This window comes from Escherichia sp. E1130 (genome assembly GCF_005781065.1).
Classification (GTDB): domain Bacteria; phylum Pseudomonadota; class Gammaproteobacteria; order Enterobacterales; family Enterobacteriaceae; genus Escherichia.
On the sequence record NZ_VATL01000034.1, the window covers coordinates 33,550 to 47,708 of the forward strand.

Below are 14,159 nucleotides of genomic sequence, written 5' to 3' on the forward strand. Positions count from 1 at the left end.
GACCTCATTCTCTTTTAAAGGCGTAGCTGCTGATGCCGTCGCGGCCCAGCGCGCTCTCGATCGTGTTGTGCTCGACGCAGACAAAGCCCTGAGCCTCAAACCACTTCAGCAAACCGTTGTGCGTCCAGTACCAGATATGCTCATCTTTGCGGTAGTGTCGGGATTTCAATATATGCTCGGCGTCCCTGAACACAGGCAGTGACACGAACACCCATTGGCCTGCTTTCGCTACAGCGGCCTCGGGTTCGTCGATGTGCTCCAGTGAATCCCAGAACGTTAGTGCCGGAAAAGTAATATCATCAGCGTACAGATCAGCCCAGCGCATTCGGGCCTGTAGCCATGCAACGCCTTCCGGGTTGACGTCATATCCCCACGTGTCCGGGCGGCACTCGACGAACTGGCCAGAGCCAATTCCCACATCCAGTACTTTCCCCAGATAATAGCGACCAACCAGCAGCAGGCGCGCCGTAGTCAGCTGGAGCCCCATTGAGGTTTCAGCCATCTGGCGGTATCTGGCGAAATAGTTCGCATCATATGGCCGGGCGGCGGGAACGGGATAACGCCCCATACCCAGCTCGGGCAACCACACCAGGCCGTTTTGCAGTTCATTTGAGAACGATGTCATGTAACCAGCCTTTGAATTTGTCGTTGAATCCGGAAATGTACTTGCTGCAATCGTGATCCATGCTGGCGCACATGCAGTAATCATCAGGCTGAGCCCAACCTACACGGGAAAGGTCCATATCAGGATCGGTAACGATATGGGGAGCGTTATGGGCGCCGCAGCCTCCCTGCACGATAAACACTGGCGTTTGGTAGCAGATTGCAGCCGGTAACGCCCAGCCCACGCCGGAAACCACCACCGCCGCATGCTCAACCAGCGCCAGCATTTCAGTTACTGACAGCTCGCCTTGATGCAGCTGCAAATCGGCTTCCGGTTGTTCGCCAACCAGCCATTCTTCGTCTTCTTCCAGATCCGCCAGGCTGACTACATAGAAGTGCTTGCGGAGTTCTCTCGCGGCGGCGGCCAGATATTTCGGATCAGGATTGCGTGCCGGGTTCGCCCACTCTTTACGGACGGTGGCAGGACGAATCACGGCGATCGGCTTATCCGCCGTCACAGGGGATTCACCATACGACGGCAAATCGAACACGCTGGCCGCCTTGCCAAACTGCCACGTCATGGCGTCGACAATGGAGCCTTTTTTCAGCTCTTCCGGACCGTAAAAGATGGTCAGAACTTCCGAAGGTCTCGCCGGCTCCCGAACGTAAGTCACGCCCGTTCTCTCTTCGTTTTTACGCTGAGTGCGCAGGCTGGTGTTGGAGCGAACAAACCGCACATCCAGATCGCAATAAAGCTCAGGCCACGGTGTACGCAGGAACGCACCGGGGAACTGGCGCACAAATGCGCGCTGATAAATGGAGTCACCAAGCCCGTACATCCCGCGGATGCTGACTTTTCGTCTTAATGCCATAGATGTCCTACTGAGAAAGCGCAGCCTCTAAAGGCTGTCGGGGAAAACAGGTCAGCCGCGTATAGCGGGAGCAGTTGATAATCTCGACACCACCAGCAATGGCATTAAGGCGACTGAATTCGTCATGCCAGCGCGCCACGCTGAATTTATCCGGGTTGGCCAGCTGCTGGTGGTTACCGTGCCAGTGGGTGCCGTAACGTATTGAGCAGTCAAAGCCCAGCAACAGGATCCTGCTGGCACCTAAATGAATTGCGAGTTCAATAGCGCGCTGCCCGGAGTTGTAGGAGCCAGGCAGCACCGAGGGAAAGCAGTTGATGCCAAAGCGGCGAGCGGTAAATTCATCACCGCACCACCGTTTAGCCGATGAGGTGATGGTGCTGTAATGCTCTTCCCACCAGCAACAATCCGCCGCGTATATTGCAGAACAGTACGGCACCGCGCACCATGAACTGTTCACGGCGATTATCGGAATATTTGCACGATGGAGAGTCAGGCAATCAGTTGATGCCAGTGATGGACCGCTGGCCGCACATGCGATTGTAACCATATGCGTGTCCTGAATGGTGTGGTGGTCGGTACTGATCTCCGGTATTCAGTCCTTGCGGATTAACCCGATCTGATTATTGGATGTTCTCACCGAGTCATAAATGCGTTCACACGTCATTCCAGCTCGGTAGCTTTCGTCAGCTCGTCCAGCATAGTATTTAGCTTCATCTGCAAGGCTTCCGAGCATGTCGGCGAGCATTCCGGCGTTGGCGCTGGCTGTTTTGCTTCGGACGGTAGCGGCAAGATCTGCGGTGTACTTTGCGGCGTCCAGGCGGGTGGCAAGTTTTTTGGCTTGTTGCTGCAACTGGCTAACAGTGGCAGACAAACCAGCAGCAGTGGCAGCAGCTTTTGCGGCTTGCGTTTGTGCATCTTTCACGGCCTCATCACGGGCAATAATGCGCCCTTGTTCAATCATTCGGGCAGCAGTCTGCGCGTTAGCAGCCAGTGAAGACTCTGCGCTGTCACGGTCAGCCCATTTTATTTGCCACACCCGATCGCGCCAGCTATCCCCCGCAACAAACGCAATGGCCACCAGCAGTATGATCGTCAACGGCGTCCAGAATGTCTTCAGCAGAGAGAACATCTGTCACCCCGCCAGATCGATGGCCTTAACAAAAACATCAAAGCTGTACGGCTGGTCCCCGTTTTCATGCTGAATGATGGCCTGCAACAGTTTCATCATGAATCGGCTGTCGCTGGTATCAATCCGCTGGTCGGGATCAACGCCCGTCGCTTTCGCTACGCTGTTGATATAGGCCTGCGTGTCATTCTCATTAGTCGGTGCCCAGCGGTTTATAATATCGCTGATGGTGCAGAGCCCATGTTTACGCTGGTAGTTGCGCAAAATGATGATCATCGCCCGAATACCATACTCCGCCGATTTGAACTGACAGAATGATTTATCAGTGCGCTGAGTTTCTGGCACCAGCCCCTTCCACTCGTCACCCCAGCGGATATTGCCGGGGTTATTATTGCGGATCCCGCGTGCTGTCATTTATTGCTCTCCGTTGTGTTGATGCCGGCTCTCCTGGAGACAACAGCCAGTGCCATATCGCGTAGGCGATCAGCACCAACGAAGCCCACCAGCGCCCCCACAAACGCGCCGGAATTAGCAGGGAGACCGAAGTATTCAAGTAATGCTGAAATGGCTAGGGCGAAAATACCGCAGATCAGCGCTCCCGTTGCGGTGTACAGCTTCGGCTTTCCTGCCCTGATGTCAATCAGCGCTGAAATGCCCAGGGCGCACAGACCTGCGTATACCGAAGGGAGGTACATCGCGATCCATTTCATAGTTTGCTCAAAAATCCCGTTTGCATGGTTCATGAATCCACCTCCGAAGTGATGTTCGAGGTGCTGTGTTGGGGGAAATTCAGGCTTCAGGGTTGCGGCGCTACATGGCTATATCGAGGATGAAACCCTGAGCCTGAAAGAGATGACCACCACAGCATGACAAACGTGGTGAGCCGATTGATGACGCTTTCGGCTCATTGAGTGAGCCGTTTATTTTTCTGGTAACGCACTGATTTCTTCAACGGTCTGGTTAAACCGCTCTGTTTCCAACTCGACGCCAATGGCCTTACGGCCTAAATCGATCGCCGCTTTTAACGTGGAACCAGAGCCCATGAAGAAATCAGCTACCACATCTCCGGATCTGCTGCTGGCGCTGATGATTTGCTTCAACATGTCAGCAGGCTTTTCACAGGGATGTTTGCCGGGATAAAACTGGACGGGTTTATGCGTCCATACGTCGGTATATGGCACGGCCACCGACACGGCAAAATACCGCCGAAGGGATTTGTACGCCTCCAGCAGCTCGGAATATTTACGGTTCAGTGACTGGTATGTTGCCACCAGCTGGTGATGAGGCTGCGCCAGTTCGGCACGCTGATGCTTCTCGATAGCGATCCGGGTGAAAAGCTCCTGCAATTTGAGGTAATCCGCTTCACCCGGCAGCTGCCACTGGCTGGAACCAAACCAGTGCGAAACCATGTTCTTCTTACCAGTGGCCTCGGTGATTTGTTTCGAGGTAACGCCAAGGGATTCCCGGGCATCCTGAAAATAGGTAATAAGCGGTGTCAGCACATGCTGTTTGAGTTCACCACATTTTGCCGCGTAACCATCGTCTTTGGGCTTGCATGGCCCCTGATAGTGTTCAGCAAACAGAACACGCTCAGTGGCCGGGAAATACGCGCGCAGGCTTTCTTTATTGCAGCCATTCCAGCGACCGCTCGGTTTAGCCCAAATGATGTGGTTCAGGATGCTGAAGCGGTCGCGCATTAAGATTTCAATATCTGCAGCCAGCCGGTGGCAGCAAAACAGGTAAAGGCTACCGGCGGGTTTCAACACTCGCCAGAATTCAGCCAGGCAGCGATCGAGCCAGCGAAGATAGTCTTCATCCCCTTTCCACTGGTTATCCCATCCGTTTGGCTTCACCTTGAAGTAAGGCGGATCGGTAACAATCAGGTCGATGGAGTTATCAGGAAGGGTGGCGATATAATGCAGGCAGTCAGCGTTGATTAACTCAACACTGTTTATTTTTACAGTATTTTTCATAGATCAGTAAGCGGGACTCTGATAGGCTCACTGTGCTTTAGCGCTAAAGCGGTGGGCCTCGGTTCGCTTGTGACCTCAAACATGAGCGAATGGCTGGTGGAGTGCTCCAACACCCACCAGCCGCCCATTTTCACAGCCAATAGCCACCATTACTGGAGGCGCTTATAACATCCGAATTGATAAAACGAAAACCCCGCCATCACTAATTGCGTGAGTATAAATTCACAGCGTGCAAGGCTCAGGTGTGTATTCTCTGCAATTTCCCCAGCGGTCGCTGGCGTTGTACTTAGTTCATTAAGAATTGCTTTCGCTTCTTCTGTCATATCTTGCTGATTTAGCATGTCTTTTACCTTAAAAAATAGTGTGACATACAGATAACTCTGGTCGCCGACAGCAGCAAGAAGTCTTTGCAAAAGACATAAAAAAACCCCGCCGAAACGAGGTTAGATACAGTTTTGACAAAATATCAAATTAGCCTTAAATATGGCTCATTTTGTTGCATTTTGCAAGCGCGTTAGACGGAGTTAGTGAAATTTAGGTCACATTTCCAGCGCATTAGCCACTTCCAGCCCTTCGCGCCTGATGAGGACCGTTTGCAGCGCCTGATTGTCAAGTTCGACGAATGCCGATTTAAATCTCGCCCAGTGCGATGCATACACCCGTAACCAGGTTGAGCGATCCACAGACATTATGCGCGCCAGCGCCGCACCGGCGTATTCTTTATATGTGTCATTGCTTCTGGCCGCAGCCACCTCCTGCGCTGCCAGCCAGACAAGGCCGACCAGTTTTTTCACTACCCGTGATTGCAGCTTCTTCTCTACCCTGCAATTCTGAAACTCATTCCATACATGCTGGCACATCAGCGTCTGGTACCTGAAGTTCAGATCGAAACCATAGCAGTAACGGATCCATGCCTGCTGGTAGTCATCCAGTGAATTGATTACCCGGCGCCACGGCGCATAGCTAAATTCCAGATCCTGCATTGGCGGGAACGGTCGCCGCCGGCTTCTCGTTTCCAGCACATAAACAGGCGTGGTTAATGCCTTTACAAGCGAGTGTCCACAGCCTTCCCCGCCCTCCAGTTCGATAAGAGGCTGCCCGCAGCGGGGCGTTTTATTTTTGTCTGCCGGTGGATGTTCGCTAAACGCCTGCAGTTGCCCCTTTGTCCCTTCAGATAAATTCGCCAGGGCGCACCTTACTTCTATACGGGTATATTCAATGGCCTGTAAGTTCATTCAGATTAGCGCTCCATACACTTACGCTTTAACAATTACGCCGATCGCCAGCACCCGATCCAGAAAACGAAACAGCAGCTCCAGCTGCGTGCCATGCTTCTTTTCAAACGCCGCTGCATCGGCATGCAATTTGTCGTGACACTCTCTGCACAGAGGAATCACAAACAGGTCGTGGGCCTTGGTGGCTGTACCGCCGAGACCATGACCGAGAACATGATGCGGATCATCGGCTGGTCGCCGACATCCTGAACACGATTGAGCTTTTACCCAGCGGGTATAGTCCGTACAGGACCAGCGGCGGCGTTTAGGCCGCAGCATGAATGATTCCGGTGACTCTGGATCCGTCCGCAGCGCCAGCACCTTTGGTTGCTCATGCTCTACCGGCACGCTGCAGACTTTGCTGGCTTTCTTCTGAAGTGCCAGCGACGGCCTGTCGTCTGCTGCCACAATGTCGCTCTCACGGTAAACTGCAGGGAATGGCTCATACGGTAATCGCAATGCCCGGGCAGCCATTGAGTCAGGAATAGCGTCTGCCACGCCGACAGAAACCGCCCACCAGCACAATTCAGCAATGGACAACTCACGCTCTCGGTTAGCCCGCAGGCTAAGCAGCACAGTATCGATAACCCAGTTAATGACGTTCCGGCTCGCAATCCCCGCCAACCTCTCAGTTGTTTGATCGCGCAGTGTGTTATCACAGTGCCAACAGACACGCAGCGCCCCGGGAGTGTGCCGCATGTTCACCAGCTCAAGATGGTGATATTCCGAGTGCGGGTACTGACAGGATTTAACATTACGCTCAAGCCAGTTATCCAGCCCAGAGAGCCCACCAGCAGCTTGAATCACTCGATCGTAGGTGAAGAATGAAACCAGGGATTCGTCTTCCGCTACTGGCTGCCTGGCATCGGGAATGCGGCCCGATGACAGCTTGCCCATACTCTCCGGCTCTGACTCCACCAGCACACGGCCAGTGGAGAACAGAGGCATCAACTCTTTGCCTGGTTTGAGCAGTACCACGCCGAGGCGTGGCACAACTTCAGGGGTCAGCAGAGCCCTCATGCCACCCCCTGCATACGGCTGACAAGTCCACCAGCCACAGTGATGATCTCGCTGGTCTGCATACGCTCCAGCCACAGCTGGTTGATATTGGCTTTCAGCTTGTTCTGTTGTGAAACAGATAGAGCGTCAGCCCCTTCAATCTGGTTAAACACCAGTCCAACCTCAAGAGGCCAAACGCGCGATTCGTTTAACGCCTTGTCCTTTGATTCCTGCGTTTCACGTACATGGGCGCGGATCCCCCGAATATTTGACCATTTGGCTTTATCCAGGCTTTCCATGGTCGCGATGAATTCACTGTGGTTGATGCCGTATTCTTTCGCAGATTCAACGGCAACCGTGCGAAGCCGCTCTGACATGTCTTGTTTCACGTTATCGCTATCAAAGGGCAATGTTTCCAGCCATGCATTAACACCCATTAGGATGCTCTCGCTGCTCAGCTTTTTCGCTCTGTCGATCGTCAGCGGTGAAACATTGGTAAAATCAGGATTTTCCAAGGAGTCGGCAGCCCAAGTATGACCAAACTTTGACTCGCTAAAGGTGTACTCATCTTTCTCGCCAAACGCCGCGACTACACAGGCCCACGCCTCTACTCCACTGGTTTCCAGAATGGCTTTTTGGGTTAATGGCAATTCAGCCTCTGATTTCTCCGGCACTACCTCAGCGACCAGCGCCGGCGCCACATCAGTTTGCGTTCTTGCCACTGCAAATTGGGCCAGCGAGATCGAAGCGCAGCCTTTGGCCTCCAGGTCGGTGCGGTTGATGTAACTGAAACGCTCTCCCCGCCATGTCTTGTCGAACACCACGATAGCGCCAGCAAAAAATGCGCTGGTGGGCTTCTGCTTTTCGTCTTTCGGCACGAACCATTGAGGAAGATCGAAACCAATTCGGCCACGGATAAATGTGACGTGATCTGCCTCTTCAGGCCACCACGCCTCACTCGTCGCAGACTTAATGAGAAAAACGTACCGACCGCCCTTTTCTCGCATTGCCATAGCATGGTTAATGATGTGGCTCATGCCCGTAATCGCCTGCTTTTCATGGTACTGAGAGCGGCTATATGGCGGGTTGCCGAACGCGGCTCCACCGATGGATCTCAGCATTTCCGACCAATCCTGTGTCAGAGCGTTATCTTCGGCGGTGTACCAGACCGGGCATTTGGCGTTACAGTCGTCAGCGAACAAATCCAGCATCAGCGGCCCAAACATCGCATTGATGCCCCAGAACAACAGATCTGGTGTGCGCCACTGATCCCCAACTTCTTTGAGCTCATGAGTTTGTTTAGCACGTAACTCGGCCAGCGCCTGACAGTATTTGTTGGTCGTCATGAGCGAAAGCCCTCCGGTATGCTGCTGTAATCCACACTGTCATAGCTCGCCTTGAAGTAAGGATCGCCATTCCTGACCCACTTTCCATCGATGCAACGAGGTCGACCTGCATCGTTCCACTTCGTCGCAGACTGGAGGTAGCCAGGGAATTTGGACGGAAGAAACAGCGTCGTTGGTCGGAGATATTCAGCCATTTTGATATCAGCGCCCCACTTCTCAGCGCTGTAGTCAATGACCAGCACCAGCTCATCAGGGGTAAATCCTTCGCGCAGCCTGGCCCGGATATGTTCCAACGAGCTTTTGCAGACCTGGAACCGTGAGCCAGTGGCCTGGTTCAAATGAGCCAGTGAAGATTTCGCCTGATCGGTGATCAACACTTCCGGGTCGGGTTGCGCCGCAACCTGACAAGAAGGGGTTTTAATCTCTGTAGTATTCTCTGTTGTAATCTCTGTAGGATCATCAGGGCAATTTGACCTAATGACAGCGGTTCTTTTTGGCCCATTGGATCGTTTCACTTTGGCATCTTCCATCGTGTCATTTTGACCTGATGGAGTAGTGCATTTTGAACCGTTCGATTTAGTCACTTTGACTTCATCTAAAAGTTCGCTCTCATAGTTGATCGTGTAGTAGTTCGTCATGTCACGTTGAGACTTATTCAACTGCTCAATTTTGAGCACACCGATAGACTTCAGGCGGGTGAAGGTACGCTTCAGAGTGGACTCTGACCAGAAGGGGAACTGCTCAAGCCACTGTTCCGTGGTGTTATAAATCCAACGCACACCGTCACGCTCAATCCCGGAAGTCGTTTCTTTCAGCCAATAGTTAACCTGTTGCAAGGCAATCGCTTCATTAAGACCGATGCTATGTGCAAGATCAGGGTTTATCACTATCGGGCGAGATGTCATTAACAGGCTCACTTGCGCACCTCCCCGTTACCGCCGTTCAGAGAACGATCCACAAGCCCTGCAACGAATGCAGCGTCGTTGACGTAGTCATACAGCGAGGTTGCTATTGGGGACTGAGAGGCCACCAGCATAGGATAAAGCTGGGCCATCCAGACGCGATGGATTTCAGCTATGTAGAGATAGGCTACGTGCGCATTGTGGGCAGCGCTGGAGGTATCAACCGTTTTGGTTAGTGGTTTTTCCATCTGGTTGAAAGCTGTGATGTACGATTCTTTGAACTGCGCCGCGCGCTTGCCAGTGAAGCCCATAGCCAGGAACGCGAAACCGTCTCGGGTGATTTGGTAGGCCGGGCGACGTTCACCTTTAGCATCGGTATATTCAACCGCCGCAAAATTGCGGGCGTTAAATTCTGACGAACATTCCAGGGCACGGATTTTTTTTAGTATATCGTCATGGCGCTTAGTGAAGTAATCGGCAACAGCCAGTGAGGAAGTAACAGCCTGGCCGTTGATTACGGCGATTTCAGGTTGAGCAATAGTGGGGACAGTAGCCATGATGGCTGCCTCTATGGTCAGTTTTAATAACTCACCACCGGAGTTGCAACGCTCATGGGTGGTGAGACGTACAGGGGTTGCAATACCGGCGACCATAGGAACCGGCCAGCCTTTCGGCTGCCCTGCACGCCCCACCATAATGCGAGTGTGGCAATGCTTAGCGCACAAAAAAACCGCTAAAGCGCGGTCGTGCGCTATGGTCGATTCCGGGTTGCAACGCCCGGCAACGGATTTTGCCGCTGCCTGAGCAGTGTAGCGCCCCGAATCGTTGAAAGCAATAATCAGGATATTCACTTATCTATCCTCTTAAATCTGGCGCGGAACACAATCAGCGGCGCTACGCACTCCCATTCGTAACCCGGGCGGCGGTAGATAACACGCTGTCCGGCTGCGTCATAACCCGTCACATTCACGACGATGCCGTGATGATCCCGGTAATATCGGTTCAGGGGTTGAATATGCTCTGTCACGTTAGCCCCCCATCAATTCGGAGGCGTAGCGCTCGGCGATCCACTGGACGCCACGAGGTGTTACGCGGGTTTGCGTATAGGCATGACCGAAATCAGACGTGCCGGTTTTGACAGTGAACAGGCCATCACGCTGGCGCAGAGCATGAGGTAGCAGATTGCCGGACTGGCGGAACAAAACCTTGTCACGCAGCAGCACGTCGATCATCGCTTTTTCCGGCATGTTGAGGATCTTCGCCGTCTCACGCAGGCTTTTGGCGCCACCGGACTCTACGTAGTGGTTTACGAACGCCACCTTTGGCGCGTCCTGCTGTACCTTATGCGCCAACTGCGCATTTTGTTCAGCCATATCAGCAGCCAGGCGGAGGGCTTCAGGAAGCGTCTGGGGAATAGTCCCTGAGCGCTCTTCCAGTTCACGCAAGCGGCGGATAATTCGCATGCGCAGCGCGGCGCTATAACCTGTTACCAAGCATTCAGCATGCTCGCGGTCAAGGCGGTATTCCCGGTACTCCTGCCCGTTCTGGGGGTGTACGAAGTTTTGCGCACACCCCAAAACATCCTCACCGAGCTGTTCAAACATACGTTCGATGTCGCGCATTACGTCGAAATGGCGTTTCTCGGTCAGTGCGGCTATTTCCCGGCTGCCCATAGTTACGGTACCGGCTGCGAAAGCTGGCAGCATTGTCTGCGTGCTGTTGTGGTTTACTTGCTGAACCATTGGGCAGCCCTCCGGTTGAATACCCCCACAATTCGAGCCGCGCGACTGTGGTTACATGAAACCCAGCGACCCGATACCATGCGCTCATACCGAAACGAAGGAGTGCCCGGTACCGGGATCATCCTGAGTTGCGGCAAATGACAATTTGCGGTTAAATTGCTCATGCGGATTTCTCCATACACATAGATTTATCTGCCACGGCGCCCGGAGCTGCACACTCGCGGGCGTCACTCTTTTCTGAAGCACAGAAAACGCGGTATAGCAGCGTTATATGCTCCTGAAACTTGGCGATCACCTGATAGCTGTTCTCTTCAATCTGCGCACGCTCTTCAGCATCAATCACACCGTCCGCTGTCGCTTTCCGCACAAAATTAGAGTGTTTCCCGATCCACTCGATGGACTCCATCAGGCGCTGGTTGATATCGCCGTTATCAACGTCTTCAATGTCCGCAATCGGAACAAATACACCGTTGGAATGGCGCGCAATGGCGTTAGCAATGTGGTTTGAGCCACCAGCACACTGCAGCACCATCGCCCAGCCCAGCGGGAAAATCTGATCACCATCGGCACGCAGACGGTTAAAGAGCGAATTCTCCGTAACATCAAGCCACTCAGCCGCCTCGGCGTATCCGCCAGGCAGTTCAGCGATCGTTTTTTTAATTGCTGCCACCAGCCATACAGGCTGTTTATCAATCTTCCATTCAGGTTCGTTACCCACGGTTGACCTCCTACTCCTGTGGTTACAATCAAGCTGCTGTATCGTTAGGCTTTTGGTATAAAGACACGTCGACCTTTAGTTTTCCGCGGGTAATGTTTTCGAGTTGATAAGCTCGCCCCTCCGGAATAATTTCTGGCCACTCTGAAACCGACGGGTGCTTAATTCCAAGGGCTTCGGCGGTTTTGCATACACCGCCGAAAAAATTAATCACATCGGACTTCCGCATTGTTAACTCCTGTTAGTTGACACCCACACAATGTAGGATATCCAACATTACAATGTCAAGAATCTTACCTGCTTAAATGGTAGGATTACCTACATGATGAATATGAGCGATCGAATCCGCCAAAGGCGAAAGGAACTGAATCTGACGCAACAAGCACTAGCTGATATAGCTGGTGTGAATCGTGTCACGGTTACAGGATGGGAAAAGGACGACTACCAACCTAACGGAGTCAACCTTCAAGCCCTTGCTAACGCGTTAAAATGCGATCCTCTATGGCTTGTCAGTGGGAATGGTTCTCCTGAACCTAAGGTCAATCTAAAGCCAGAAATATTCTCGGTTAAAAAAGTACCGTTGATATCATGGGTTCAAGCAGGGTCTTGGACAATGACAGACCCCGGTGTCAAAGAAGGTGACGCTGAGCAGTGGGTTTACACAACGGCTCTTGTATCCGACATGGCATTTGCATTGAGAGTACGCGGCGACTCAATGACAAATCCATTAGGTGCACCCTCAATACCAGAAGGATCTATAGTTATCGTTGAACCTGACATTATGGATACTGATTATCTCAACGGTAAAATCGTGGTTGCCCATATAAATGGTGGTCAAGAAGCCACCCTCAAAAAGTTTGTTGAAGATTGGCCAAACAGATACCTAGTCCCGCTTAATCCAAATTTTAAGACCATAGAGTGCGGAGAAAATTGCCGCATCGTGGGTCTCGTTAAACAAGTAGTAATGGATTTTTAATCCAGCAAACCCTTCCCAAAATAGCCGGGCTTTTGCCCGGTTTTTTTATATCCCACCATTTTAATGTTGGATATCCTACATTTCATCTTGACACCTTCACGTTGGATATCCTACATTAAATCCATCAATAGCGAACACCCTTTTACACAAGAGACAAGAGCATCACCGGGCGACGGGCTCATAACCCAACCCACCCGGGCGTTAAGGAAATGATCTTCTCACCCATGACCAGCGCGCAGGTGCTCTTCTCTGTTGTGTGTGGCGAAACTTACGGCGGCGGCAGCCGCTTAACCGAGAGGAAATGCTATGAGCAATGATCGCATGACCGTAGTACCCGATTTTCTGGGTGAGCTGGACGCCGGCGTGTTCATGAACAAAATCGCCGCCGCGCTGAATACCACCGCGCTGGGCGTTCTGAATAACGGTACTAAAGGCAAAGTGGTCCTCACCTTTGATTTTGAGCGTATGGGGAATTCCGTTGAAGAGAAGCGCGTCAAGATAAAACACAAGCTGAACTACAGCACCCCGACGCCACGCGGTAAAGCCTCCGAAGAGGACACCACTGAAACGCCAATGTGGGTTAACAAAGGCGGCAAGCTCACCATCCTGCAGGAGGATCAAGGACAATTGTTCAGTATCAACGGTGCCACAGACGGAAAGCTTAAAGCGGCTCAGTGAACCGCTGACAACTAATTCACTGCCACCAATTCGATCATTTGTTAATAAGGAATTTTTATGTCTCAGGTAGACAGCGGTACTTTTAAGCAGGTTAAAGATCTAGTTCTTTCTGGTTATCACCTGAATGATATAAACGGTCTGGCTTGCCCAACAGCATTACTCCCGGAAGATACTCGCGTTGAAAGCCTCGAGCGCTTTTCTCTTGAGCGCTTCCGTTTCCGTGGGGCCATGACCACAACCAGCATTGATGATTTTGCCCGTTATTCGAAAGGCTACGCCAGCACCGAGGAACCTGCTCGCTGCTTTATTGACGCGGACAATATGACTGCGCGATCCGTGTTCAATATCGGCACGCTGGATAATCCGGGCCATGCTGATAACGTTGCTGCAATCACCCTGAAGCAGACTGCGCCTTTCCGCGCGCTGCTGGCGATTAACGGCGACCGCCTGAAGCAAAAGCAAATCGCTGAATGGCTGGAAGACTGGAGTGATTACCTGCTGGCCTTTGATGCTGACGGAAATACCATGCAAATTTCACAGGCTGCTCAGGCTGTTCGACGCATCACTATCCAGCAGGCCACCCAGCAGGATCATGAAGATGGTGATTTCAGCGGGAAAAAATCGCTGATGCAGAGTGTTGAGGCCAGCAGCAAAGATGTTATGCCAGTAGCGTTTGAGTTCAAATGCGTGCCGTATGAAGGACTAAGTGAACGTGCATTCAGCCTTCGCAATAGTCTGCTCACTGGTGACGAACCACGTTTTGTTCTGCGCATTGTTCAACTGGAAGCGCAGGAAGAAGCGATCGCCAACGAATTCCGCGACCTGCTGATCGGCAAATTCGACGGCGAGCCAGTAGAAACTTTTATCGGTAACTTTAAAGCGTAATTGCTCAGCCTTAATTGCCCTGCCACGCGGGGCAATTAGTGAAGCGTAATTCATTTAAATATCGCCAT

General features: G+C 52.3%; 20 protein-coding genes. 3 read left to right on the forward strand and 17 right to left on the reverse strand.

Translation table 11 applies throughout. From position 1 onward, the window contains the following. Nucleotides 1-4: 4 nt before the first annotated feature. From FEK66_RS22930 to FEK66_RS23010, 17 genes are all read right to left on the reverse strand, one after another. Nucleotides 5-625: a methyltransferase domain-containing protein gene (locus tag FEK66_RS22930; RefSeq protein WP_138211579.1), complete on the reverse strand. Its 621-nt coding sequence runs from the start codon at nucleotides 623-625 to the stop codon at nucleotides 5-7. Next, nucleotides 606-1,475: a glycosyltransferase family 9 protein gene (locus tag FEK66_RS22935; RefSeq protein WP_138211580.1), complete on the reverse strand. Its 870-nt coding sequence runs from the start codon at nucleotides 1,473-1,475 to the stop codon at nucleotides 606-608. The genes FEK66_RS22930 and FEK66_RS22935 overlap by 20 nt, the downstream gene beginning before the upstream one ends. A 7-nt stretch (nucleotides 1,476-1,482) precedes the next feature. After that, entirely contained in the window at nucleotides 1,483-2,022 is a 540-nt protein-coding gene (locus FEK66_RS22940) for a hypothetical protein (protein WP_138211581.1), read from the reverse strand. Nucleotides 2,023-2,067: 45 nt separating this feature from the next. Further along, on the reverse strand, nucleotides 2,068-2,604 hold the full coding sequence (locus FEK66_RS22945) for a DUF2514 domain-containing protein (protein ID WP_138211582.1): 537 nt from the start codon (nucleotides 2,602-2,604) through the stop codon (nucleotides 2,068-2,070). A gap of 3 nt (nucleotides 2,605-2,607) precedes the next feature. After that, nucleotides 2,608-3,015, reverse strand: coding sequence for a structural protein (locus tag FEK66_RS22950; RefSeq protein WP_138211583.1), 408 nt, complete (start codon nucleotides 3,013-3,015; stop codon nucleotides 2,608-2,610). Continuing rightward, nucleotides 3,012-3,344, reverse strand: coding sequence for a phage holin family protein (locus FEK66_RS22955; RefSeq protein WP_138211584.1), 333 nt, complete (start codon nucleotides 3,342-3,344; stop codon nucleotides 3,012-3,014). The genes FEK66_RS22950 and FEK66_RS22955 overlap by 4 nt, the downstream gene beginning before the upstream one ends. Before the next feature lie 177 nt (nucleotides 3,345-3,521). Then, nucleotides 3,522-4,574, reverse strand: a complete 1,053-nt coding sequence (locus FEK66_RS22960) for a site-specific DNA-methyltransferase (protein ID WP_138211585.1) — start codon at nucleotides 4,572-4,574, stop codon at nucleotides 3,522-3,524. A gap of 149 nt (nucleotides 4,575-4,723) precedes the next feature. Further along, a complete protein-coding gene (locus FEK66_RS22965) occupies nucleotides 4,724-4,915 on the reverse strand; it encodes a winged helix-turn-helix domain-containing protein (RefSeq protein WP_012906787.1) in 192 nt (63 codons plus the stop codon). A gap of 198 nt (nucleotides 4,916-5,113) precedes the next feature. Continuing rightward, entirely contained in the window at nucleotides 5,114-5,809 is a 696-nt protein-coding gene (locus FEK66_RS22970) for a bacteriophage antitermination protein Q (RefSeq protein WP_138211586.1), read from the reverse strand. A gap of 21 nt (nucleotides 5,810-5,830) precedes the next feature. Beyond that, the gene (locus FEK66_RS22975; RefSeq protein ID WP_138211587.1) at nucleotides 5,831-6,868 is read right to left on the reverse strand and encodes a DUF968 domain-containing protein; all 1,038 of its coding nucleotides are present in this window, start codon (nucleotides 6,866-6,868) and stop codon (nucleotides 5,831-5,833) included. Beyond that, nucleotides 6,865-8,193, reverse strand: a complete 1,329-nt coding sequence (locus FEK66_RS22980) for a phage N-6-adenine-methyltransferase (RefSeq protein ID WP_138211588.1) — start codon at nucleotides 8,191-8,193, stop codon at nucleotides 6,865-6,867. The genes FEK66_RS22975 and FEK66_RS22980 overlap by 4 nt, the downstream gene beginning before the upstream one ends. Next, nucleotides 8,190-9,110, reverse strand: coding sequence for a conserved phage C-terminal domain-containing protein (locus tag FEK66_RS22985; protein WP_138211589.1), 921 nt, complete (start codon nucleotides 9,108-9,110; stop codon nucleotides 8,190-8,192). The genes FEK66_RS22980 and FEK66_RS22985 overlap by 4 nt, the downstream gene beginning before the upstream one ends. Further along, on the reverse strand, nucleotides 9,107-9,946 hold the full coding sequence (locus tag FEK66_RS22990) for a Rha family phage regulatory protein (RefSeq protein WP_138211590.1): 840 nt from the start codon (nucleotides 9,944-9,946) through the stop codon (nucleotides 9,107-9,109). The genes FEK66_RS22985 and FEK66_RS22990 overlap by 4 nt, the downstream gene beginning before the upstream one ends. Beyond that, a complete protein-coding gene (locus FEK66_RS22995) occupies nucleotides 9,943-10,122 on the reverse strand; it encodes a DUF4222 domain-containing protein (RefSeq protein WP_138211591.1) in 180 nt (59 codons plus the stop codon). Before FEK66_RS22995 ends, FEK66_RS22990 begins: the two co-directional genes overlap by 4 nt. A 1-nt stretch (nucleotide 10,123) precedes the next feature. Continuing rightward, on the reverse strand, nucleotides 10,124-10,837 hold the full coding sequence (locus FEK66_RS23000; RefSeq protein WP_138211592.1) for a phage regulatory protein/antirepressor Ant: 714 nt from the start codon (nucleotides 10,835-10,837) through the stop codon (nucleotides 10,124-10,126). A 160-nt stretch (nucleotides 10,838-10,997) separates the two neighbouring features. Beyond that, nucleotides 10,998-11,555 (reverse strand): YmfL family putative regulatory protein, encoded by a 558-nt coding sequence (locus FEK66_RS23005; RefSeq protein ID WP_138211593.1) that lies wholly within the window; start codon nucleotides 11,553-11,555, stop codon nucleotides 10,998-11,000. Nucleotides 11,556-11,583: 28 nt separating this feature from the next. After that, nucleotides 11,584-11,781 carry a Cro/CI family transcriptional regulator gene (locus FEK66_RS23010; protein ID WP_138211594.1) on the reverse strand — a complete coding sequence of 66 codons (198 nt, stop codon included), beginning with the start codon at nucleotides 11,779-11,781 and terminating at the stop codon, nucleotides 11,584-11,586. Between the two features lie 93 nt (nucleotides 11,782-11,874). Here FEK66_RS23010 and FEK66_RS23015 point away from each other — a divergent pair, with 93 nt between their 5' ends. The 3 genes from FEK66_RS23015 to FEK66_RS23025 all read left to right on the forward strand — a co-directional run bounded on the left by FEK66_RS23015 (nucleotide 11,875) and on the right by FEK66_RS23025 (nucleotide 14,091). Beyond that, a complete protein-coding gene (locus FEK66_RS23015) occupies nucleotides 11,875-12,528 on the forward strand; it encodes a S24 family peptidase (RefSeq protein WP_138211595.1) in 654 nt (217 codons plus the stop codon). A gap of 306 nt (nucleotides 12,529-12,834) precedes the next feature. Next, nucleotides 12,835-13,206: a hypothetical protein gene (locus tag FEK66_RS23020; protein ID WP_024132791.1), complete on the forward strand. Its 372-nt coding sequence runs from the start codon at nucleotides 12,835-12,837 to the stop codon at nucleotides 13,204-13,206. 57 nt (nucleotides 13,207-13,263) lie between these two features. Then, entirely contained in the window at nucleotides 13,264-14,091 is an 828-nt protein-coding gene (locus FEK66_RS23025) for a DUF2303 family protein (RefSeq protein WP_138211596.1), read from the forward strand. Nucleotides 14,092-14,159: the final 68 nt, after the last annotated feature.

What these genes read in the sequence shown, in the direction of transcription:
- FEK66_RS22955 (WP_138211584.1), bottom strand. Translation starts at nt 3,344, where the DNA reads ATGAACCATGCAAACGGGATTTTTGAGCAAACTATGAAATGGATCGCG.
- FEK66_RS22960 (WP_138211585.1), bottom strand. Translation starts at nt 4,574, where the DNA reads ATGAAAAATACTGTAAAAATAAACAGTGTTGAGTTAATCAACGCTGAC.
- FEK66_RS23010 (WP_138211594.1), bottom strand. Translation starts at nt 11,781, where the DNA reads ATGCGGAAGTCCGATGTGATTAATTTTTTCGGCGGTGTATGCAAAACC.
- FEK66_RS22930 (WP_138211579.1), bottom strand. Translation starts at nt 625, where the DNA reads ATGACATCGTTCTCAAATGAACTGCAAAACGGCCTGGTGTGGTTGCCC.
- FEK66_RS22965 (WP_012906787.1), bottom strand. Translation starts at nt 4,915, where the DNA reads ATGCTAAATCAGCAAGATATGACAGAAGAAGCGAAAGCAATTCTTAAT.
- FEK66_RS23015 (WP_138211595.1), top strand. Translation starts at nt 11,875, where the DNA reads ATGATGAATATGAGCGATCGAATCCGCCAAAGGCGAAAGGAACTGAAT.
- FEK66_RS23000 (WP_138211592.1), bottom strand. Translation starts at nt 10,837, where the DNA reads ATGGTTCAGCAAGTAAACCACAACAGCACGCAGACAATGCTGCCAGCT.
- FEK66_RS22935 (WP_138211580.1), bottom strand. Translation starts at nt 1,475, where the DNA reads ATGGCATTAAGACGAAAAGTCAGCATCCGCGGGATGTACGGGCTTGGT.
- FEK66_RS22975 (WP_138211587.1), bottom strand. Translation starts at nt 6,868, where the DNA reads ATGAGGGCTCTGCTGACCCCTGAAGTTGTGCCACGCCTCGGCGTGGTA.
- FEK66_RS23020 (WP_024132791.1), top strand. Translation starts at nt 12,835, where the DNA reads ATGAGCAATGATCGCATGACCGTAGTACCCGATTTTCTGGGTGAGCTG.
- FEK66_RS22970 (WP_138211586.1), bottom strand. Translation starts at nt 5,809, where the DNA reads ATGAACTTACAGGCCATTGAATATACCCGTATAGAAGTAAGGTGCGCC.
- FEK66_RS22980 (WP_138211588.1), bottom strand. Translation starts at nt 8,193, where the DNA reads ATGACGACCAACAAATACTGTCAGGCGCTGGCCGAGTTACGTGCTAAA.
- FEK66_RS23025 (WP_138211596.1), top strand. Translation starts at nt 13,264, where the DNA reads ATGTCTCAGGTAGACAGCGGTACTTTTAAGCAGGTTAAAGATCTAGTT.
- FEK66_RS22945 (WP_138211582.1), bottom strand. Translation starts at nt 2,604, where the DNA reads ATGTTCTCTCTGCTGAAGACATTCTGGACGCCGTTGACGATCATACTG.
- FEK66_RS22940 (WP_138211581.1), bottom strand. Translation starts at nt 2,022, where the DNA reads ATGGTTACAATCGCATGTGCGGCCAGCGGTCCATCACTGGCATCAACT.
- FEK66_RS22950 (WP_138211583.1), bottom strand. Translation starts at nt 3,015, where the DNA reads ATGACAGCACGCGGGATCCGCAATAATAACCCCGGCAATATCCGCTGG.